The following is a 21,459-nucleotide window of genomic DNA, read 5'->3' on the forward strand; positions in this document are numbered from 1 at the left end:
GCCGTGCCATTTATCAGGAGATTTGAGGATGCAGATGAAGCCTCTGGGCCGCACCGGGATTGTCGTGAGCGATCTTTGCCTCGGGACGATGACGTTCGGGTCGCAGACCTCGGAATCGGATGCGCACCGGCAGATGGACATGGCGCTGGATGCGGGGATCAACTTTGTGGATGCCGCCGAGATGTATCCCGTGAATCCTGTCGCCAAAGAGACAATTGGTCGTACCGAAGAAATTCTTGGAAATTGGAACGCTGCAAATTCGTCGCGCCGGGCGGACTTCGTACTGGCGACCAAGCATTCGGGTGAGGGGTTGTCATATGTTCGCGACGGTGCGCCGATCACGGGAAAAACCGTTCCCGAGGCCATCGAAGGGTCCTTGCGGCGGTTGCAGACGGATTACATCGATCTCTACCAGTTCCACTGGCCCAATCGCGGCAGCTATATGTTCCGTCAAAACTGGGATTATTCGCCTTCGGGCCACAATACCGCGGACGTTCTGGAAAATATGCAGGAGTGTCTGGAGGCCTTGCAGGTTCAGGTGGACAAAGGCAACATCTGCGCTTTTGGCCTGTCGAATGAAAGCGCATGGGGTACGGCGCAATGGCTGAGACTGGCCGAGCAGACGGGCACACCGCGTGCGGCGTCCGTACAGAATGAGTATTCGTTGCTGTGCCGTCTGTTCGATACCGACATGGCCGAGCTGAGCGTACATGAAGATGTCGGCCTGATGGCGTTTTCACCCCTGGGCACCGGGCTGCTGACCGGGAAATACCAGGGCGGGGCCGTGCCGGACGGCTCACGTATGTCGCTTTCACCTCAATTGGGCGGGCGCAAGTCTGACCGGGTGTTTGATGCGGTCGCGGCCTATCTGGATGTTGCCGCGCGACATGGCCTGGATCCGACCCATATGGCGTTGGCCTGGTGCCGCTCGCGACCATTCATGATGTCGGCGATTTTTGGCGCGACCACGGTCGCGCAGCTTGAACACGTATTGGCCGGTGCGGATTTGACGTTGTCAAAGGAGTTGCTGGCCGAGCTGGACGCTGTCCACAAGGCGCGCCCGATGCCGTACTGAGGCGAGGGGGCTCTGCCCCCGGCACGCTGCGCGTGCCTCCCCCGGGATATTTCTGGCCAGATGAAGTTGGATCCGGTCAGTGATGGGTGGGGTGCGCGCGCTCTTGCCTGAGGTCGCGGGCAGATTGGCCATGCGCGGTGCGGAAAGCGCGGGCGAAACTGGATTGCGAGGCAAAACCGGTGGCCAGCGCGACATCCATCAATGGAAGGTCGGTGTCAGTGACCAGACGGCGGGCCTCGGCCAGGCGCAGTTGCAGATAGTGATCCTGCGGCGTGGTGTTCAGGCGCAAGCGGAACTGTTGTTGCAGGGTGCGCGGGCTGGTGCCCAGCTGGTCTGCGATATGGGCCAGTGGCAGGGGGTCATCCAAGGATGCCTGCATCAACGAATTCGCCTTTGCCGTCAGCGCGGTGTGGCGATGTGGAACGCCGGTGCGGCTTTGCGGTTTGCCCGGGTCCGGCGCGCCATCATAGAGGAACAGGCCCGAGACACGGGAGGCGAAACCCGCGCCATGACGGGCGGCGATGATGTGCAGCATCATCTCGACAGCGGGAATCGCGCCGCCCGAGGTCAGGCGACCATTCGAGACAGTAAAGCGGTCGGGGCGCACGTCCACGTCGGGGAAACGAGTGGCAAAGTTTTCCAGGTCTTCCCAGTGGGTTGTCGCGGGGTGACCGTCCAGCAGCCCGGCCTCGGCCAGCAACCAGGGGCCGCCGTCAATCCCGGCCATCGTCGCCCCGGTACCGGCAATGCGGCGCAGCCCGGCCAGCAGGCTGGGGGTGGCGTGGCGGGCCAGTTGGAAGCCCGCGACGACAATCATGAGGTCGCAACCTTGCAGGCGAGCGAGCGGGATGCCGGGCACTTGCAACGCGCTGGTCAGCATCGCGGGTTCGGCTGTGGCGGTCACATAGTCCCAGTCAAATGCGGGCCGGTCCGCCAGACGGTTGGCCGCGCGCATCGGATCGACCGCCGAGGCGAAGCTGAGCGTGTTGCATTCATCCAGCACCAGAACGGCGGTTTTCAGGGCCCGATGTTCGGGTTGCAGTATGTTTTTTGCGGATTGCATCAAGTTCGATTCGCATTCTGCCAAGTGGTTTTCCCAAGGCTGCGCCAGAGTCGGGCTAGAATGCAAATCGGAATCCGTGGAGAAGCCTGGGGAAAACCCAAGGCAAAACTGGGTATAACTTGGGGAAAACGCCATGCCTCTGGAAATGAACCGCGAAGTCTTCATCACCTGCGCCGTGACCGGCTCGGGCGGGACGCAGGATCGCAGCCCGCATGTGCCACGTTCACCGAAGCAAATTGCCGACAGTGCGATTGCCGCCGCGAAGGCGGGTGCGGCCGTGGTGCACTGCCATGTGCGCGACCCCGAAACGGGTGCCCCGTCGCGCGATCTGGCGCTGTATCGTGAGGTGACCGATCGGATTCGGGATGCCGAGGTGGACGCAGTGCTGAACCTTACGGCTGGCATGGGCGGAGACATGGTGTTCGGCGGTATCGAAAACCCGTTGCCATTGGCCGAGGCTGGAACCGATCTGGTTGGCGCGACCGAACGCGTGGCGCATGTGGCCGAATGTCTGCCCGAAATCTGCACGCTGGATTGCGGCACGATGAACTTTGCCGAGGCGGATTACGTCATGACCAACACGCCCGGCGCGTTGCGAGCGATGGGGCAGATGATGACCGATCTGGGCGTGAAACCCGAGATCGAGGCCTTTGACACCGGCCATCTGTGGTTTGCCAAGCAACTGGTGAAAGAGGGAATTCTGGAACCCAACGCCCTGGTTCAACTGTGCATGGGCGTGCCGTGGGGGGCGCCGGATGATCTGAACACCTTCATGGCGATGGTGAACAACGTGCCCGATGACTGGACCTTCAGCGCGTTCTCGCTGGGGCGGCATCAGATGGCCTATGTGGCGGCCTCGGTGCTGGCGGGCGGCAATGTGCGCGTGGGGCTCGAGGACAACCTGTGGCTGGACAAGGGTGTGCTGGCCGAAAACTGGCAACTGGTCGAACGCGCAGGCACCATCATCGAGAACATGGGCGCGCGGGTGATCGGCCCGGCCGAGGTGCGCGAGAAGCTGGGGCTGGTCAAACGGGCGCCCAAAGGTTGACCTGCTTGCGTCCCTTGCCATGACCGGTAAGTGCAGGGGCGCCAGCAAAAGGAAGTGAGCAATGCGATCGGTGCTTGTAATCTGCGCGACGGTTCTGGCCGTTTGTCTACCCCGGGTTGGGGTGGCACAGACCGCGGAAGACCCTTTGGCCCGCAAGGACTGCGAAGCCAAAGGGGGAAGCTATGAGATAGGCGGGCGGATACGGCAGTTTATCTGCTTTGAACCATTGCCCGACGCTGGAAACTCCTGTGAAAAAGCCTCTGACTGCGCAGGGTTCTGCCTGTCGGACACCAAACAATGCAGCGCGGTGACACCGCAATTCGGATGCATTCCGCATCTGGATGAGGCGGGGCGCGCGCAGGTAATCTGTATCGATTAGAGGACAGCATGACAAAGACGGCAGCAATTATCGGTGGCGGTGTCATCGGCGGCGGATGGGCCGCACGGTTCCTGCTCAATGGATGGGACGTTCGGGTGTTCGACCCGGACTCCGAAGCAGAACGCAAAATAGGCGAAGTACTGGACAATGCGCGGCGATCCCTGCCGGGGCTGAGTGACGTTCCGTTGCCGGCCGAGGGCGCACTGAGCTTTCATGACGACATGGCCGACGCCGTACAGGGCGCGATGTGGATCCAGGAAAGCGTGCCAGAGCGGCTGGACTTGAAGCTGAAGGTTTACAAGGGCTTGCAGGAGGCTTGTGATCCAGAAGCGATCATCGGGTCATCGACCAGCGGGTTCAAACCATCCGAGCTTCAGAACGGTGCTTTGCGGCCCGAACAGATCGTCGTGACGCACCCGTTCAACCCAGTCTATCTGCTGCCGCTGATCGAGCTGGTGCCGACCGACAAAAACCCACCGCAGATGATTGAACGGGCCAAGGAATTGCTGACCTCGGTTGGATTCTTTCCGCTGCATGTCAAGAAAGAGATCGACGCGCATATCGCCGACCGCTTTCTGGAAGCCGTCTGGCGCGAGGCGCTCTGGCTGGTCAAGGATGGCATTGCGACCACCGAAGAAATCGACGAGGCGATCCGGATGGGCTTTGGCATCCGCTGGGCGCAGATGGGATTGTTCGAAACCTACCGCGTGGCCGGAGGTGAAGCGGGGATGCGGCATTTCATGGCTCAGTTCGGGCCAGCCTTGAAATGGCCATGGACCAAGCTGATGGACGTGCCGGAATTCACCGATGAACTGGTCGACCTGATCGCCGATCAGTCAGACGCGCAATCCGGAATGCATTCGATCCGGGAACTGGAACGCATTCGCGACAACAATCTTGTTGGCATGATGCGGGCCCTCAAGGCACAGAATTATGGCGCGGGGGCGGTGCTGAACCAGCATGATGCGCGGTTGAAACCGGGTGCCCTGCCGTCGCTGGATCAGGCGGATCTGAGCCAGCCGATCCTGACCCTGTCCCGCGCCGTTCCGTTGGACTGGACGGATTACAACGGCCATATGAACGAAGCCAAGTATCTGGAAGCCTTTGCGGCCGCCACGGACCGTTTCATGGAGATCATCGGCTGCGATATGGAGTATATCGCGTCGGGTGGCAGCTATTTCACCGCCGAGAACCACATCCGTTACATCGACGAGGTCCATGCGGGGGCGAAGATCGACGTGCGCACGCAGATGCTGTTGGGGCAGGGCAAGAAGCTGCATGTCTTTCACAGCATGTATGAAGGCGACAAGCTGTTGGCCACGGGCGAGAGCTTTCTGCTGCATGTCAGTCTGGAAACCCGCCGTCCCAGCCCGCCGTCGCCCAGGATCGAAGCAGCGATGGCGCGGATTGCCGAGGCACAGGCCGCTTTGCCTTACCCTGAAGGGGCGGGTGCCGCCATCCGGAAGCCCTCATGACCCGGCGCGTATTGGTAACCGCCGGGGCATCGGGTGTCGGTCACGCCATGGCCGCGGCGTTTGACGCTGCCGGCTATGATGTCTGGGTGACGGATATTGACCAGTCAGCCCTGGATATCTTGCCCGACCATTGGGTGGCGCACAGGGCTGATGTGACCAACGAGGCCTACATGAGCGCGGTGTTTCAGGCTGTCGGGGCCGCCGGCGGGCTGGATGTTCTGTGCGCAAATGCCGGGATCGCAGGGCCGACCAACGCGATCGAGGATATCGATCTGGATGCATGGCGCGCCTGTCTCGCAGTCAATCTGGACGGGGCCTTTCTGGCCGCCAAGCACGCGGCCCCTATAATGAAGTCGGCGCGGGCGGGCAGCATCATTCTGACCTCTTCGACAGCCGGTCAGTACGGCTATCCGTTCCGAGCGCCTTATGCCTCGGCCAAATGGGCGGTCATAGGGTTGATGAAAACGCTGGCGATGGAACTTGGGCCGCTGGGCATTCGCGCAAACGCCATTTGCCCGGGTGCCGTGGAGGGCCCGCGCATGGAAGGCGTCTTGGCCCGAGAGGCGGCCGCAAAAGGCATGACCCGCGATGAGGTCTATCAGGGCTATGCGTCGGGCACCTCTATGGGGCGCTTTGTGGAAGCGCGGGATATCGCCAATATGGCCGTCTTTCTTGCTTCAGACGCAGCACGGCTGGTGTCTGGGCAGGTGATTGCGGTGGATGGGCACACGGTCAACCCCGACCCGAAACTGTAGGTCAGCCCTGATTTGGTCCCCGGATCTGGCGGATGGTCTGACGGACCGCCTGCCAATCCTGCGCCTCTTTCTGGTTTCCGGCGGCTTCGCATTCGCGCATTTTCTGTGCGGCTTCCGCCTCGGCCCGGTCTCCGTGCGCAGCATATAGTGCGCGCGCGTATTGAGCGGTTTGAATTGCGTCCATTCCTGTGGTCCTCCGTTTGTGATCGGAATGCCCGTTGGTTCGCGCCAAGGGAAGATAGCACAGGTTTTGCGCCGCTGCATCAATTCTTGCCGGATACTGCCGTTCTGAGTTGTCGCAAGTGGTCCGGGAAATCGCGGGCGGCCACATCGGCCTCGCGCACAAGTGTGTCGAAGTGCCGTGAAAACGTCTCGATCCGGTCCCGGTCACGGAACGCCATATAGTGACTGCCTGCGTAAAAAACGCACAGCAGCGGCCCGAAAATCGTTACAGGGGCTGAATAAAGCCGTTTGGCATCGAACAGATAGACACGCATTCGGGGATAAAGCTGTTCACACAGCTCCAGCAGATGATCGATCTGCTCCTGACGAATCGCCGGGCAAAGGCCTTGGTAATACCCCGTGCCGCTTGCAAAGCTTTCGATCTCGAACAATGGCATTGCAATTTCGTAATCAGACTGCGCACTGCGCATCCAGGTCAACCTGTCTTCGGATGCACCGATGGCCTGATCTGCCGTGCGACCCAGATGGGGGGCATATTCCCACTCCAGCACCGCGCGCGTCTTGAGCATGTCGGGCAGGGTGGCCGGAACATAGCGGATCTTGTACCCGGCGGCTTCTTTGTGCCAGTCGAAAATCCGCTCATCGACAAGGGCGCGAGGGGCTTCCGTAAAGGACAGGGAACTGGCCAAAATCTCTGCCGCGCTTTCCGGTCTGTCGGACAGGCTCAGCAACCAGTCAGCCGAGACACCCAGTGCCGCGGCACAGCCACCCACAACATGCGCGTTGGGAAGACGCGCGCCATGACCGGTCAACAACTGAGAAACGGTCGAACGGTCCACGCCGATGTGGCGCGCAAGCGCGCTTTGGCTGACGTGACGGTCCTCCATCGCGCGGGCAAGGCGTTGGCGGAATTGAGCGGCGCGGTCGCGTTTGTCTAAATTTTCCTGCATAAGGTGAAAAATATCACAACTGATGAATTTTGTTAATCATATTCAGAATTTTCAGCGCGTGCACTGAACGGTAACCCCGTTGTAAAAGCAAAAAGAATGGGGTTCGGAATGGAAACGCGGCGAAGATCTGTCGTGAAAGCAATCGTATGGAATGTCATGGGGCTGGCCACCATGACGCTGGTGGGCCTGATCGCCACAGGCTCGGCCGCCGTCGGCGGGGCATTGGCGCTGGTGAATACCGCCATCGGCCTGGCGCTTTACATTGTCTATGAAAGAATTTGGGCCGGAGTTTCGTGGGGGCGCAATGGCTGAGCCCTCAACACCCAAGTCGCCCGAATGGGGTACATTTGCCCTGATCGTCGGCTGCTATGCCGCATGGCTGGTCGGGCTGTTCTGGTTGGCGGATGTTTCGCTGTGGTTGACGGTGCTGGTTTTGGGCTTTGTTGCCGCCCTGCATTCGTCTTTGACGCACGAAGTCCTGCACGGGCACCCGTTCCGAGCCAAATGGCTGAATGAGGCGCTGATGGCGCTGCCGCTGACCTTGGCCATTCCGTATAACCGTTTTCGCGATCTGCATTTGGCGCATCATCAGGATGCCACTTTGACCGACCCGTATGACGACCCCGAGTCCAACTATCTGGATCCCAACGTCTGGGCGGACCTGCCGGGTGGCGTGCGGGCTTTGCTGGCCCTGAACAACACGCTTCTGGGGCGGATGGTTCTGGGTCCGGCCATTGGGCAGGTGCTGTTTCTGCGCGACGAATGGCGAGGGCTGCGGCGCGGCGACAGGGCGATCCTGCTGGCCTGGGCATTGCATATCCCCGGCGCGGTTGCGGTGCTGTGGATCGTTGCACAATCGGCCATGCCGATCTGGACCTATCTGATTTCGGCCTATATCGGGCTGGCGTTGCTGAAAATCCGCACGTTTCTGGAACACCGCGCGCACGAGAAGTCTCGCGCGCGGACCGTGATTATCGAAGACAGCGGGCCGTTGGCGTTTCTGTTTCTGAACAACAACCTGCATGTTGTTCATCACATGAATCCCGCCGCGCCATGGTATCGGCTGCCGTCGTTGTATCGGGATGGCAAAGACAGGTATCTGGCCTGCAACGAGGCGTATGTTTACCGCTCCTATGCACAGATTTTCCGGCAGTATCTACTGCGCGCCAAGGATCCGGTGCCGCATCCGCTCTGGCCAAAGTCTTGATTTGACGACACAACGGGTGACATGAGTCTCTGGATCCCTGTCACCATCGCCGCCGCCAGTTTTCAGACCGTGCGGTTCATGCTGCAAAAATCCTTGAGCAGCGTGAAACTGTCCGCCGCCGGCGCGACCTTTGCGCGATTTGCGTATTCCATGCCGCTGGCCGTTGCCGGGCTGTTTGTGGCGATGCTGACAACGGGCGCCAGCTTGCCTCCGATTGGCGGAGTGTTCTGGCTGTACGCTGTCATCGGAGGCACGGCGCAAATCCTGGCGACGATCTGTGTTGTGGCGTTGTTCAAACAACGAAACTTTGCTGTCGGGATCACCTTCAAGAAAACCGAAGTCATTCAGACCGCGATCGTCGGCTTTCTGGTTTTGGGCGACAGCGTTTCCAGCGGCGCGCTGGTTGCGATCCTGTTGGGGTTGATGGCGGTGCTTTTGCTGTCGAAAACCCCCGGAGGAGGCGGCGCCTGGTGGCGGCATCTGACCAACCGCGCGTCCCAATTGGGGCTTGGATCAGGGGTTTTGTTTGCATTCTCCGCCGTCAGCTATCGCGGGGCCTCGTTGCAATTGGGTGATGCCGACGCCTGGTTCCGCGCACTGATCACCCTGGCCGCCGTCGTGACGTTTCAGTTTGTTAGCATGGGCCTGTGGCTGTTGTGGCGCGACCGGGCCGAACTGCGCGCGGTGTGGCAGACCCGATCCACCGGTGTGTTTGTCGGCCTGACCAGTCTGGGCGGTTCGTTTTGTTGGTTCTGGGCCTTCACCCTGCAAAACGTAGCCTATGTCAAAGCGCTGGGGCAGGTAGAGCTGATCTTCAGCCTGATGGCCTCGATCCTGTTTTTCCGCGAGACGATCACCCGGCGAGAAATCGCCGGGATGTTGCTGTTGGGTGTTTCGATACTTGCCTTGGTGCTGGCGATTTAGCCGGCACGACGCTCGTCAAAGCTCAGGGCAATGAAGCTGGGCAGGTGATCGCCCATACCCACCACGGCCCGGCCATTGTCTTCCTTGCGCCCGCGGCCACGCCCTTTGGGCTCTCGCTCTTTCCGGGTGTCTTTCTTGGCTTCGGAGTCCCGGGCTTTTTTCTCGGGCTTCGGCTTTTCAGGCTTGGGCTCTTCCTTGACCGGATTGTCGATGCGCGGGATGTCCTTCTGGATCAGTTTTTCGATCGCAGCCAGGGCTTTTTCATCGCGGACCGAGCAGATCGTGATGGCCTTGCCTTCGCGCCCGGCGCGACCGGTGCGGCCGATACGGTGTACGTAATCCTCAGGGTGGCCGGGGACGTCGAAATTGAACACGTGGCTGACGGCTGGAACATCCAGACCGCGCGCAGCGACGTCGGATGCAACCAGCAGACGCAATGATCCGTCGCGGAACCCGTCCAGCGTCTTCATCCGCTGCGATTGGTCCAGATCGCCATGGATCGCGGCAGCGTCATAGCCGTATTTCTTCAGCGATTTCGCGCAGATATCGACATCTGTCTTGCGGTTGCAGAAGATGATTGCGTTGGTGCACTTTTCGCCCTCTGCGTCGATCAAGGCGCGCAGCACGTTGCGTTTCTGGCTTGCTTCACGGTCCCGACGGCCGCCTTTGAACATGACAACGCCCTGTTCGATCGTCTCTGATGCGGTCGCTTGCCGGGCGACTTCAACCCGGGCAGGGGCGGACAGGAAAGTATCCGTGATGCGCTCGATCTCGGAAGCCATGGTCGCCGAGAAGAACAATGTCTGCCGCGTGAACGGCGTCAGCGAGAAGATGCGTTCGATATCAGGAATAAAGCCCATATCCAGCATCCGGTCGGCTTCGTCCACCACCATGATCTGAACACCGGTCAGCAGCAGCTTGCCACGTTCGAAATGGTCCAGCAGGCGGCCCGGAGTGGCGATCAGAACGTCGACGCCGCGATCGATCAGCGCCTCTTGCTCTTTGAAGCTGACACCGCCGATCAACAGCGCCTTGGTCAGTTTCAGGTGTTTGGTATAGGTGTCGAAATTCTCGGCCACCTGGGCGGCCAGTTCCCGCGTCGGACACAGCACCAGCGAGCGCGGCATGCGCGCGCGGGCGCGGCCACGGGCCAGCAGGGTGATCATCGGCAGTGTGAAGCTGGCGGTCTTGCCAGTGCCGGTCTGGGCAATCCCCAAGACATCACGGCCTTCCAGAGCGGGCGGAATCGCGCCTTCCTGGATCGGAGTGGGGGATTCGTATCCGGCCTCTTCAATGGCTTTGAGGACCTTCGGGTTCAGGTTCAGTTCGTTGAATTTTGTCATGTATGTCCGGTTTTTGCGGACACTTGACCTGGCCCGCGCGTCAAAGATGTGCCGGGCCCGGATGGCCATGCGCGTAATGCGACATTTCGGCTTGTACGCGGACATAACAAAAACGTTGATCGGGGTCAAATGAAGAGAATTTCACCTGACCCTGCCTGTTGTCTGCGGTGAATTTCAGCAACAATTCAGCAACTTCCGGGGAAGTGTTTCTGTAGTTTTTCGTCCAGGTTCAATGGGCGGTGGCGCAGCAGGCCGTGGCGTTCCAGGTTGGCGCGCACCTCTGCGTCCGCGCCGCTCATTTCATTGTAGAACGCACGCAGCCCGACCATGCCCTGTTCGGCCTCGATCCAATTGAGCAGTTCGTTCTTGCTCAGCCCCCCCCGTTCGCGCGGAACATTCGGAGCCATGCCGGCCTGATACGAGCCACGATCCATGCGGAACTGGTAGTGCGCTATCCAGTGGTCCCAGTCCGGGGCATGACGATGGCACAGATCGATCTGCGGAAGCTCGTATTTGCAGGGCAGCAGCACCTTGTTCTGAAACAAGTTGTGGATGCGGATGCTCAGGTTCTTCAAGCCGGTGCGCACGAACAGCTTTCCCTGAACATGACTCAGGAATCCGCCCATGACGAAGGCGCCGTAATTCGGGTAAATGGTCTCGACCAGCGCTTCGCGGTTCGGGCCATGCGGAATATGAGCTTTGTACAGGTCATCGCCCCCGGCCAAGGCCTCCAACGGGCGGACACGCACCGCGGGAACTGTGTCTGGAACATCGCGCAGAACATCGGAAATGGGGGCCGCCGGCCAAAGAAACTCATCCACATCGATATGTGTCAACCAATCCAGCCGAGTGTTTCGATAGGCAAAAGTGGCGTGAACCGACTGGCGCACCTGATGCTTTTCCGGTCGTGCGCGTCCGCGTTTTTCCCAAAAGGCGTCATCACAGTTTCGGACCCGGACCTTGGGATGCATTCTCAGAGCCCTGAACGTGCGGCGGTTGGGTTCGTCCATGTAGATATACATGAAATCCGCCCCCAGTTCGAGGTGATGGGCCACGAACCGAAGGACGTCTTCGGTTGGCCCCCGGACCATGGAAACAATGCCCCAGGTGGTCATTTGCGCGGTGCGCGGGCGTCGCGCATGCGTTTCAGGCGTCGAAAAATTCCACCTGGGTCCTTGTTCAATTGGATCATCAGGTGATCCACCAGCGGCGCAATCGTGGGATCATTCATCGCCTTGGTCCAGATCGGAGCGATGAGATTGACGTCAAGCCCGCCTTTTTCAAAGGAAAAGCCTTTCATCTGATAGGGCAGCGGGACGTGGTTCCTGTCCTTGAATTGAAACGGCGTTTCGGGGGCCAGCCCCGAGAAGAGCCGCTCGAACTCATACAGCTTCATCATGCTGAAGAACACGCGCAAGGCATGTCCGACCTCGCGCTGTGTCGGCGTTTGACCGTGATCCGCAAAAGTCTGAACAGACGATACCAGCCAACGCAGGTCTAGGGCGGAAAGAAGATGGTCGGAATGTTCGTCCCACAACCGGCAGAACAGCGCAGGGGCCTGACGCGGAAAGGAGCGTTTTCTGAGATTCGAGATCAGCTGGGCGTTCAGGAAGGCAAGCTCTGACTTTCCGACGAATTCCCGCGCGATCTGAACGCGTTTGCGATCCCAGGTGGTGCTGCGCCCGGGTGGCAATTCGGTGGCGGTGTCGGGCACGATGCGTTTGGCCAGATCATCCAGATCGACGTCAAGCTCGGGCAGGGTCAGGGTGCCGAACTGAAACGGGCTGCGCCGGTTCTCATAGCTGTCCAGCATGTCGGGCAGGCCACCGGGATAGGTCAGTTCGTCGTCACTCATGCGCGCAGGATTGCACAGCCAAACCTGCCTGTGCAATCAGACAGTTGCCTCAGGTCATCATCTCTTTTGTCGCGGTCAGGTTCAGCGCGGGATAGTCACGGACCACCCGATCGATATCCCATTGCAGGCGGGTCAGATAGACGATGTCGCCGTCATGATCATGCGCGATGTGCTGCTTGTTGGCGCCCACGAATTTCTCGACTTCGGCCTTGTCACCGCTGACCCAGCGGGCCGAGGTGAACTGCGATGCCTCGAACCGTACCGGCAGGCCATATTCCATCTCGATCCGGCTGGCGAGCACTTCGAACTGCAATGCACCCACGACCCCCACGATAAAGCCCGAGCCGATCGAAGGCTTGAACACCTTGGCCGCACCTTCCTCGGCGAATTGCATCAGGGCTTTTTCCAGATGCTTGGCTTTCATCGGGTCGCCCGCGCGGACGCCTTGCAGCAGTTCAGGCGCAAACGACGGGATGCCGGTCACCCGCAGCGCTTCGCCTTCGGTCAGCGTGTCACCGATGCGCAGCTGTCCGTGGTTGGGAATGCCAATGATGTCACCGGCCCAGGCCTCTTCCGCCAGTTCGCGGTCAGAGGCGAGGAACAGAACCGGGTTCGAGATCGCCATCGGTTTCTTGCTGCGCACATGGGTCAACTTCATGCCACGCTTGAAGTGACCGCTGGCCATACGGACAAAGGCCACCCGGTCGCGGTGTTTGGGATCCATGTTGGCCTGAACCTTGAAAACAAAGCCTGAAACTTTCTTTTCGTCGGGGGAAATCTGGCGGGGTTCTGCGGATTGAACCTGTGGCTGCGGGCCATAGGCGCCGATGCCTTCCATCAGTTCCTTGACGCCGAACGAGTTGATGGCCGAACCGAACCAGATCGGGGTCATGTGGCCTTCCAGTACCGCCTGCGGGTCAAGCGCGGGCAGCAGTTCGCGCGCCATCTCGACCTCTTCCAGCAGCTTGTCCAGCAGATGCTCGGGGACGTGTTCGGCCAGTTTGGGGTCGTCCAACCCGTTGATTTCGATGCTTTCCGCCACCTTGTTGCGGTCGGCGCGGTCCATCAGTTCCAGCCGGTCGCGCAGCATGTCATAACAGCCGATGAAGTCGCGCCCCACGCCGATGGGCCAGGCGGCGGGCGTGACGTCGATGGCCAGCATTTCCTGAATTTCGTCGATGATCTCGAACGTGTCGCGGCTTTCGCGGTCCATCTTGTTGCAGAAGGTCAGGATCGGCAGATCGCGCAGGCGGCAGACCTCGAACAGTTTCTGCGTCTGGCTTTCCACACCTTTCGCGCCGTCGATCACCATGACGGCCGCGTCCACGGCTGTCAGCGTGCGATAGGTGTCTTCCGAGAAATCGCTGTGGCCGGGTGTATCCACAAGGTTGAACCGGAAGTTGCCATAGTCGAACGACATCGCCGAAGCCGAGACCGAGATGCCGCGATCCTTTTCCATCTGCATGAAGTCCGACCGGGTCCGCCGCGCCTCGCCCTTGGCACGCACCTGACCGGCCATCTGGATTGCGCCCCCGTACAGCAGGAACTTTTCCGTCAGCGTCGTCTTGCCCGCATCCGGGTGCGAGATGATGGCGAACGTCCGGCGTCGGGCGATCTCGGGCGGCAGGGTGGGTTGGTTCGAGGTATCAAGCATGAGCGCGCGTATATGCGGGGAATCCTGCCGAAGCAAGACAAAGGGTCTGGTACGAATCATGGGTCTGTGGCAAAAAGAACATATAGTGAACAAATGATGGAGTGGATCAATGAATTTGAAAGAGATTGCCGATGAACTCGTGGCTGGTTGCCGGGAAGACCGGGCCAAGGAAAACCTGTCCAAGCTGTATGCGCCGGATGCGGTGTCGGTCGAAGGGCAGGATTTTCAGGGAATGGGTCGGGAAACCAAAGGGATCGACGCCATCCGTGGCAAGCATGAGTGGTGGGAAAGCGCTCATGAAGTGTCTAGTGCGTCTGTCAGCGATCCGCTTCCTCATGGCGAAGACCGTTTTGCCGTGATTTTCGAAGTGCAGGGCACCGTGAAGGAAACCGGCGAAGCGTTCGATATGCGCGAAGTGGGTGTCTATCACGTCGCCGACGGCAAGATCATCCGGGAAGAGTTCTTCTATTGATCGACGATCCGTTTCTGGTCTTCCCTGTCTGGCCGGTGCTAGACATGCGGCGATGACTGACAGGGAGGATCCGATGGATCTGGGAATTCAAGGAAAACGCGCGCTGGTCTGTGCCAGCAGCAAAGGATTGGGTCTTGGCTGCGCCGAGGCGCTTGCCGCGGCTGGCGTGAATCTGGTGATGAACGCACGCGGCCCCGAGGTGTTGGAGGCTGAAGCCGCACGCCTTCGGTCAGAACACGGCGTCGAGGTGCAGACGGTGGCTTGCGACGTGACCACGCCCGACGGTCAGGCGCAGGTGATCGAGGCCGCGCAGGGCATTGATATTCTTGTGACAAATGCCGGTGGACCGCCACCCGGATCGTGGTCGGACTGGGAGCGCGATGATTTCATCAAGGCGCTGGATGCCAACATGTTGACGCCGATTGCATTCATGAAGGCCCTGCTTCCCGGAATGATGGAAAAGGGTTGGGGCCGGGTGGTGAATATCACCTCGCAATCCGTGCGTGCGCCGATTGCGGTTCTGGGCCTGTCAAACGCGGCGCGTACAGGTCTGACGGGCTATGTGGCCGGAACCTCGCGTCAGGTGGCGCCTCACGGGGTGACCATCAACAACCTGCTTCCGGGCATCCACGCCACGGACCGGGCGGATTCTCTGGACAGCGGTGTGGCGGCGCAACAGGGTATTTCGATTGACGAAGCGCGTGCCAACCGTGCGGCGACGATCCCGGTCAGGCGCTATGGTTCACGGCAGGAATTTGGTGCGACCTGTGCGTTTCTGTGTTCGCAACATGCGGGCTTCATCGTTGGCCAGAATATCCTGCTGGACGGCGGTGCGACCAACCTGACGATGTGATCATGGCGCAGGGGTTTTCGTTGAAAGATCAGTTGTTCAACGCTGAGAAAGTCCGCTTTCTCAGCGACTTGTTCTTGGGTGCTGAACCGGGTTTCGACGCCTCTGCGTTTCAGGCGCAGGTCATGTCACGTCTGCCTGAACTGGAACTGAAGCAGCGTATGAGCTGGATCGCGACATGCCTGCAACAGGCCGTGCCGGGTGACTTGCCGACAGTCGCCCCGGTGATTTTACGGTCTTTGCCGCCTCCGCTGGACCCTGCCAGATCGGATGATGATTTCGGCGATTTCATTTTCGCGCCGCTGGGTGAATGGGTCGCGGCCATCGGGCTGGATCACGTAGATCTGTCTTTGGATGTGTTGGAGGAGCTGACGCAGCGGTTTTCGATGGAATGGGCCATTCGGCCTTTCCTGAACCATGCCCCGGACAGGGTTCTTGGGCGGATGCAGGACTGGTGCACCCACAGCAGCTATCACGTGCGCCGACTGGTCAGCGAGGGAACGCGGCCCCGTCTGCCATGGGGGCAGGGCATCGGTCTGGGTCTGACGGACCCGTTGCCGCTGTTGGACCGGTTGCACAGCGATCCGACCCGGTATGTGACGCGGTCGGTGGCCAACCATTTGAATGATATTGCCAAGAAAGACCCGGGCCTGGTGCTTGGGCGTCTGGACAAGTGGCGCACCGAGGCGCGACAGACCGCGGCAGAGCTGGAGTGGATGACCTCTCATACGCTGCGCGGTTTGGTCAAGGCCGGTCACCCTGAGGCGATGAAGATGCTGGGATATGACCCTGCTGCGGATATCGCCGTGACTATTGATCTGGGTTCCGAGGCCCGTATCGGCGAAGCGCTGGAGTTTTCCGTTGATCTGACCGGGGCAGGGAAACAACCGGTTCTGGTGGATTATATTATTTATTTTCAGCGCTCTGCGGGAAAAACATCACCCAAGGTGTACAAGCTGAAACAGGCGGCTTTAAACAACGGCAGGCTCACATTGGCCAAGCGCCACAGGCTGAAGGGTGATGCGTCTACCTTCAGGCTGATCCCCGGCGCGCATCGGCTTGAGGTTCAGGTGAATGGCGTTGTCCGTGCCGGCGTGGACTTTGAGTTGCTGGGGTAGTTGCGCGCAAGAACACTCACGCTTTCGTCAGAACGACCGTGGCCGGATTGAGAATGCAAGGCCGCTGCACTAGCTGCGTACAGACACGCATGACGGGGAAGCAGCGATGAAACACGATTCGGTACGGAATTATTATGGTGAAGTCCTGCAAAGCAGTGCGGACTTGCAGACCAACGCCTGTTGTACGCCTGACGACATGCCGGATCATCTCAAGCGGATTCTGTCCAAAATTCATGACGATGTGCTGACCCGATATTACGGGTGCGGTCTGATTGCGCCTCTGGATCTCGAGGGCATGTCGATCCTCGATCTTGGCTGTGGGGCGGGGCGCGATGTCTATGCGCTGTCTGCCATGGTTGGTGAAAAAGGCCGGGTCGTCGGTGTGGACATGACGCCCGAACAACTGGACGTTGCCCGCGCGCATCAGGACTATCACGCCCAAGCCTTTGGGCACGCCAAAAGCAACGTTGAATTCCATCACGGCTATATCGAGAAGCTGGAGGAACTGGATCTGGAACCCGGATCGTTCGACATCATCGTCTCGAACTGCGTCATCAACCTGGCGACCGACAAGGATGCCGTGCTGCGCGGCGCGCATCGGTTGCTGAAAGAAGGAGGCGAGATGTATTTCTCGGACGTCTATGCCGACCGCCGTGTCCCGAAGGCGATGGCAGAGGATGAGGTTCTGTATGGCGAGTGTCTGTCGGGTGCATTGTACTGGAATGATTTCCTGTCGATGGCGCGCAAGGCAGGTTTCGGTGATCCGCGCCGGGTGACGCACCGCCCGCTGACCATCGAGAATCCTGCGCTGGAGGATCGTGTTGCCCCGCTCAGATTCCTGTCGGCGACCTACCGTCTGTTCAAGCTGCCGGCGCTGGAACCGGCCTGCGAGGATTACGGCCAGGCGGTGATCTACAAAGGCACTGTTCCCAACGCGCCGCATGCGTTTGTACTGGACGATCACCATGTCATCGAAACCGGCAAAGTCTTTCCGGTCTGCGGCAATACCTGGATGATGCTGCGGGACACGCGGTTTGCCCGCCATTTCGACTTTATCGGTGATTTTTCCACCCATTTCGGCATTTTCGAGGGCTGCGGCGGCGAAAGCCCGTTCGAGGCAACAGACGAAGCCGCATCATCCGGCGGTTGCTGCTGATCTCTTGCACCTGAGGGGCGGGGTTGCTATCCCCGCCCAAGCCCGATGGATTTGATCGGGAAAGGCAATGAGGTCCATCGGTGACAGGTAACGCAACTCCTCCGCGTCTGGAAATTCGCAACATTATTCGCCGGTTCGAAGGGCGGGTTGTTGTGGATGACGTGTCATTGACCGTGCAGGCCGGCAAGGTAACCTGTTTGCTGGGGCCGTCTGGCTGCGGGAAATCCACCACCCTGCGCATGATTGCCGGGGTCGAGATGCAGGACTCGGGCGAGATTTACGTCGATGGCAAGCTGATCTGCGACACCGTGTTTCGGGTGCCCCCAGAGCGGCGCGAGATCGGGTTGATGTTTCAGGACTTTGCGCTGTTTCCTCATTTGAGCGTGGCCAACAACGTGGCCTTTGGCCTGAAAGGCAGCAAGGACGAAAAACGAGCCCGGGTCGAAGAGCTTTTGCGCAAAGTGGACCTGATGCGGTTCATCGACGGGTTCCCGCATCAGTTGTCGGGCGGCGAGCAACAACGCGTGGCCCTGGCCCGCGCTTTGGCGCCACGGCCCCGGATCATGCTGATGGACGAGCCCTTTTCGGGCCTCGACAACCGTCTGCGCGACGGTATTCGGGATGAGACGCTGTCCATTCTCAAGGAAGAGGATGCGGCCGTTCTGCTGGTCACGCACGAACCGGAAGAGGCGATGCGGATGGCGGATGAGATCGCGCTGATGCGGCGCGGCAAGATCGTTCAGCAGGGCGCGCCATACAATGTCTATACCCGGCCGGCGGACAAGGCGGCCGTGGCCTTTTTCAGTGATGTCAACGTGTTGAGGGCGCAGGTGAACGGAGCGCTGGCAGACACGCCGTTCGGCCAGTTTCTGGCGCCGGGTATTCCGGATGGAACGGATGTCGAGATCGTGTTTCGCCCCCAGCATGTCAAACTGGATTTCGATCGCAACGGCAAAGGCCCGCTGCCGACCGCAACTGATGGCGTTGCCGCGCGGGGCGTGGTCGAGCGCGCGCGTTTTCTGGGAAACGAAAGCCTGGTCGAGTTTCGCATGGACTACGACGGCTCGATCCTCAGGGCGACGGTTCCGAATGTCTTTGTGCCCAATCCGGGCCGTGTCATGTGGCTGACCATTCGTCGCGACAAATGTTTCGTTTTCCCCGAGGCGCAGAGTTAACCTCTCGATTTCCGTGCAAGTGGTGCGCGAAAGCCTCAGATTGCAGGGTCGCGTCGCTTGCCGCATCGCGGGGCTGGGTCTATCAAGGGCCAAACGCGGGGGTAAATCGGGCACATGCGTATTCTTCTGACCAATGATGACGGGATCAACGCTCCGGGCTTGATCACGCTGGAGGCGATCGCTGCCGAACTGGCAGGTCCGGGTGGTGAGGTCTGGGTGGTCGCGCCCGCCTTTGAACAATCGGGTGTCGGGCATTGCATCAGCTATACCCATCCCACGATGATCGCCAAGTTGGGCGAACGGCGTTATGCGGCGGAGGGGTCGCCTGCGGATTGTGTGTTGGCAGGGCTGCATGACGTGATGTCAGACTGCCCGCCGGATCTGGTCCTGTCCGGCGTGAACCGGGGCAACAACTCGGCCGAGAACACGCTTTATTCGGGCACTATCGGCGGAGCGATGGAAGCGGCGCTGCAGGGGGTACCTGCGATTGCTCTGTCACAGTATTTCGGCCCGCGAAATCTGGGGCTGGACGACCCGTTCGAGGCTGCCGCGCGGTTCGGGGCCGATCTGGTCCGGCGTATTTTGGATGCAACCCCGGTCGAGCAGGGCGATTACCGCTTGTTTTACAACGTGAACTTCCCACCTGTCCCGGCAGATGAAGTGCGCGGTACGCGCGTTGCCGCGCAGGGTTTCCGGCGCGACACGCATTTTTCGGTCGAGCCGCACAGCTCGCCCTCGGGGCGGCGGTTCCTGTGGATCAAGGGTGGCTATCAGCATAACCCGACTGCGCCGGGAACGGATGCTGCGGTCAATCTGGAAGGCTATATCTCGGTTACGCCGATGCGTGCCGACTTGACCGCATATGACATGCTGGAGGCATTGAAGGCGGTCGAATGAGCGGACTGGACCCGGAAACCGTGATGCAGTTCCTGTTTGCCCTGCGCAAACGGGGGGTCACGGATGCGCGCGTTCTGGAGGCAATGGAACAGGTTGATCGGGGCCGCTTTGTCACCGGCCTGTTCGCAGATCGCGCTTACGAGGACATGCCATTGCCGATCTCCTGCGGTCAGACGATCAGTCAGCCGTCGGTCGTTGGTCTCATGACGCAGGCGCTGGACGTTCGGCCGCGCGATACCGTGCTCGAGATCGGAACCGGGTCAGGTTACCAGGCCGCAATCCTGTCGAAACTGGCGCGCAGGGTCTATACGGTCGAACGCCATCGGCGGCTGGTCAGCGAGACAGGGAAGCTTTTTGCCGATTTGGGGCTTACGAATATCACGGCCATGTTGTCGGATGGATCCTTTGGCTTGCCGGAACAGGCTCCGTTTGATCGGATCATCGTGACGGCTGCGGCCGAAGACCCTCCGGGACCGCTCTTGGCGCAGCTGAAAATCGGGGGTATTATGGTTTTACCCGTGGGTCAGTCGGACACGGTGCAGCAGTTGATCAAAGTAACGCGCACCGAGGCCGGTCTGGACTATGAAGAATTGACGTCGGTCCGTTTCGTGCCTCTGCTTGAGGGGCTTGGCAAGGACGAGGCGTAACAGGCTTGATAAATTGGTCGTCGAAACCCCGGACAACAGGGGCAGGCGTTGAGGACAGAATTATGAGTGCAGTATCCAAATCAGCTATGCGTCGCTGCGCGACCGGAGTGGCCGCTCTGGCCATTCTGGCCGGGTGTGAGGGGCCACTGGATTACGACCTGCGCGGTCAGGTCGGCGGATTTTCGACCACTGATGCAGTGCAGTCGGCAACAACGTCGCGCCCGTCGCCCGACAGCCGGGGGGTGATAACCTATCCGAACTACCAGGTTGTCGTGGCCCGACGGGGCGACACGGTGCGCGATGTGGCCGCGCGTGTCGGCCTGCCCGAGGGTGAGCTGTCGCGGTTCAACGGCCTTCAGACAACCGACACCCTGCGAGAGGGCGAAGTTCTCGCCTTGCCGCGTTCGGTAGGTGCAGGCAGTGGCGTAGATATCGCATCAGTTGCCGGAGCCGCCATTGATCAGGCCCCTGAAACGGGGGGCGTCCGGACAACGACGCTGGAGCCTGCCAAGCCAGCCCCGGCGCCCGTCGCAAGCGGGCCGGAACCTGTCCGCCACAAGGTCAAGCGCGGCGAAACGGCTTACACGATCTCGCGCCTCTATCAGGTGCCGGTGGAATCGCTGGCGGAATGGAACGGCCTGGGGTCCGACTTCACCGTGCGTGAAGGTCAGTTTCTGTTGATCCCGGTCAAGAACCAGTCCGCGCCACGTCAAAGCGCTGCTGCAGCGGCACCGGTTGCGGCCACCGAGGTAACGGAGCCGGGGCAGGGATCGCCGACGCCGACGCCTCCAAGTGCCACGCAGCCCTTGCCCGACGAAAAGGTTGCGCCGCGTGCTGAAGCCCCTGATGTGACGGCCGAAGCCCCGACAAACACGCGATCTACGGCCCTTTCCCTGCCGGTCAGCGGCACCATCATCCGCGGCTATAAAAAGGGCAAGAACGAAGGTATCGACATCGCTGCGGCCCCCGGCACAGCCGTCAACGCGGCTGAGGCGGGAACCGTAGCGGCAATCACCGCGGACGCGGATCAGGTTCCGATCATCGTGGTCAAACACAAAAACGATCTGCTGACGGTCTATGCCAATGTTGATGACATCGCCGTCAAGAAAGGGGATCGTGTGCGCCGTGGACAAAAGCTGGCGCAATTGAGGGGCGGAGACGATGCCTATGTGCATTTCGAGGTGCGCAAAGGTTTTGAATCAGTGGATCCGGATCCCTACCTAAAATGATACA

Annotated in this window: 23 protein-coding genes; 16 read left to right on the forward strand and 7 right to left on the reverse strand. The window is 60.3% G+C overall.

The window, feature by feature from the left end:
• The first annotated feature begins 28 nt into the window (after positions 1–28).
• The gene (locus tag GOW04_RS03020) at positions 29–1,075 is read left to right on the forward strand and encodes an aldo/keto reductase (protein ID WP_171231511.1); all 1,047 of its coding nucleotides are present in this window, start codon (positions 29–31) and stop codon (positions 1,073–1,075) included.
• Positions 1,076–1,151: 76 nt separating this feature from the next.
• Here the strand turns inward: GOW04_RS03020 and GOW04_RS03025 are convergent, their stop codons facing one another.
• The gene (locus GOW04_RS03025; RefSeq protein WP_171167817.1) at positions 1,152–2,138 is read right to left on the reverse strand and encodes a GlxA family transcriptional regulator; all 987 of its coding nucleotides are present in this window, start codon (positions 2,136–2,138) and stop codon (positions 1,152–1,154) included.
• A 133-nt stretch (positions 2,139–2,271) separates the two neighbouring features.
• Here GOW04_RS03025 and GOW04_RS03030 point away from each other — a divergent pair, with 133 nt between their 5' ends.
• From GOW04_RS03030 to GOW04_RS03045, 4 genes are all read left to right on the forward strand, one after another.
• Positions 2,272–3,186, forward strand: a complete 915-nt coding sequence (locus GOW04_RS03030) for a 3-keto-5-aminohexanoate cleavage protein (RefSeq protein ID WP_171115578.1) — start codon at positions 2,272–2,274, stop codon at positions 3,184–3,186.
• Between the two features lie 61 nt (positions 3,187–3,247).
• Positions 3,248–3,565: a hypothetical protein gene (locus GOW04_RS03035; RefSeq protein WP_171231512.1), complete on the forward strand. Its 318-nt coding sequence runs from the start codon at positions 3,248–3,250 to the stop codon at positions 3,563–3,565.
• A gap of 8 nt (positions 3,566–3,573) precedes the next feature.
• Entirely contained in the window at positions 3,574–5,040 is a 1,467-nt protein-coding gene (locus GOW04_RS03040; RefSeq protein WP_171231513.1) for a carnitine 3-dehydrogenase, read from the forward strand.
• A complete protein-coding gene (locus GOW04_RS03045; RefSeq protein ID WP_171231514.1) occupies positions 5,037–5,795 on the forward strand; it encodes an SDR family oxidoreductase in 759 nt (252 codons plus the stop codon). Before GOW04_RS03040 ends, GOW04_RS03045 begins: the two co-directional genes overlap by 4 nt.
• Position 5,796: 1 nt before the next feature.
• Here GOW04_RS03045 and GOW04_RS03050 read toward each other — a convergent pair whose 3' ends face one another.
• Positions 5,797–5,979, reverse strand: a complete 183-nt coding sequence (locus GOW04_RS03050) for a hypothetical protein (protein WP_117868740.1) — start codon at positions 5,977–5,979, stop codon at positions 5,797–5,799.
• Between the two features lie 79 nt (positions 5,980–6,058).
• Entirely contained in the window at positions 6,059–6,928 is an 870-nt protein-coding gene (locus GOW04_RS03055; protein WP_171231515.1) for a helix-turn-helix domain-containing protein, read from the reverse strand.
• Positions 6,929–7,036: 108 nt separating this feature from the next.
• Here GOW04_RS03055 and GOW04_RS03060 point away from each other — a divergent pair, with 108 nt between their 5' ends.
• The 3 genes from GOW04_RS03060 to GOW04_RS03070 are packed head-to-tail and all read left to right on the forward strand — an operon-like array spanning position 7,037 to position 9,059.
• Entirely contained in the window at positions 7,037–7,240 is a 204-nt protein-coding gene (locus GOW04_RS03060) for a DUF2061 domain-containing protein (protein WP_152458191.1), read from the forward strand.
• A complete protein-coding gene (locus GOW04_RS03065; RefSeq protein ID WP_171231516.1) occupies positions 7,233–8,135 on the forward strand; it encodes a fatty acid desaturase in 903 nt (300 codons plus the stop codon). Before GOW04_RS03060 ends, GOW04_RS03065 begins: the two co-directional genes overlap by 8 nt.
• A gap of 21 nt (positions 8,136–8,156) precedes the next feature.
• The gene (locus GOW04_RS03070) at positions 8,157–9,059 is read left to right on the forward strand and encodes an EamA family transporter (RefSeq protein WP_171231517.1); all 903 of its coding nucleotides are present in this window, start codon (positions 8,157–8,159) and stop codon (positions 9,057–9,059) included.
• On the opposite strand, the gene GOW04_RS03075 is transcribed toward GOW04_RS03070, so the two are convergent.
• From GOW04_RS03075 to GOW04_RS03090, 4 genes are all read right to left on the reverse strand, one after another.
• Entirely contained in the window at positions 9,056–10,402 is a 1,347-nt protein-coding gene (locus GOW04_RS03075; protein ID WP_152458188.1) for a DEAD/DEAH box helicase, read from the reverse strand. The two genes, GOW04_RS03070 and GOW04_RS03075, sit on opposite strands and share 4 nt — an antisense overlap.
• A gap of 185 nt (positions 10,403–10,587) precedes the next feature.
• The gene (locus tag GOW04_RS03080; protein WP_254430053.1) at positions 10,588–11,517 is read right to left on the reverse strand and encodes a glycosyltransferase family 2 protein; all 930 of its coding nucleotides are present in this window, start codon (positions 11,515–11,517) and stop codon (positions 10,588–10,590) included.
• Complete coding sequence (locus tag GOW04_RS03085) at positions 11,514–12,257, reverse strand: hypothetical protein (protein ID WP_171231518.1); 744 nt, start codon at positions 12,255–12,257, stop codon at positions 11,514–11,516. The genes GOW04_RS03080 and GOW04_RS03085 overlap by 4 nt, the downstream gene beginning before the upstream one ends.
• Positions 12,258–12,306: 49 nt before the next feature.
• On the reverse strand, positions 12,307–13,911 hold the full coding sequence (locus GOW04_RS03090; RefSeq protein WP_171232032.1) for a peptide chain release factor 3: 1,605 nt from the start codon (positions 13,909–13,911) through the stop codon (positions 12,307–12,309).
• Positions 13,912–14,020: 109 nt separating this feature from the next.
• Between GOW04_RS03090 and GOW04_RS03095 the strand changes: the two genes are divergently transcribed.
• The 8 genes from GOW04_RS03095 (at position 14,021) to GOW04_RS03130 (ending at position 21,455) form a co-directional block, all read left to right on the forward strand.
• The gene (locus GOW04_RS03095) at positions 14,021–14,383 is read left to right on the forward strand and encodes a nuclear transport factor 2 family protein (protein WP_171204874.1); all 363 of its coding nucleotides are present in this window, start codon (positions 14,021–14,023) and stop codon (positions 14,381–14,383) included.
• Positions 14,384–14,456: 73 nt separating this feature from the next.
• Positions 14,457–15,236, forward strand: a complete 780-nt coding sequence (locus GOW04_RS03100) for an SDR family oxidoreductase (protein WP_171232033.1) — start codon at positions 14,457–14,459, stop codon at positions 15,234–15,236.
• 2 nt (positions 15,237–15,238) lie between these two features.
• On the forward strand, positions 15,239–16,351 hold the full coding sequence (locus GOW04_RS03105) for a hypothetical protein (protein WP_171231519.1): 1,113 nt from the start codon (positions 15,239–15,241) through the stop codon (positions 16,349–16,351).
• Positions 16,352–16,457: 106 nt separating this feature from the next.
• Entirely contained in the window at positions 16,458–17,507 is a 1,050-nt protein-coding gene (locus GOW04_RS03110; protein WP_171231520.1) for a methyltransferase domain-containing protein, read from the forward strand.
• 80 nt (positions 17,508–17,587) lie between these two features.
• On the forward strand, positions 17,588–18,682 hold the full coding sequence (locus GOW04_RS03115; RefSeq protein ID WP_171231521.1) for an ABC transporter ATP-binding protein: 1,095 nt from the start codon (positions 17,588–17,590) through the stop codon (positions 18,680–18,682).
• 114 nt (positions 18,683–18,796) lie between these two features.
• Positions 18,797–19,579: a 5'/3'-nucleotidase SurE gene (gene surE / locus GOW04_RS03120; protein WP_171231522.1), complete on the forward strand. Its 783-nt coding sequence runs from the start codon at positions 18,797–18,799 to the stop codon at positions 19,577–19,579.
• Complete coding sequence (locus GOW04_RS03125) at positions 19,576–20,226, forward strand: protein-L-isoaspartate(D-aspartate) O-methyltransferase (protein WP_152458180.1); 651 nt, start codon at positions 19,576–19,578, stop codon at positions 20,224–20,226. Before surE ends, GOW04_RS03125 begins: the two co-directional genes overlap by 4 nt.
• Positions 20,227–20,288: 62 nt before the next feature.
• A complete protein-coding gene (locus GOW04_RS03130) occupies positions 20,289–21,455 on the forward strand; it encodes a peptidoglycan DD-metalloendopeptidase family protein (protein WP_171231523.1) in 1,167 nt (388 codons plus the stop codon).
• The last annotated feature ends 4 nt before the right edge of the window (positions 21,456–21,459 follow it).

It is taken from the genome of Ruegeria sp. HKCCA4812 (genome assembly GCF_013034245.1).
Classification (GTDB): Bacteria; Pseudomonadota; Alphaproteobacteria; order Rhodobacterales; family Rhodobacteraceae; genus Ruegeria.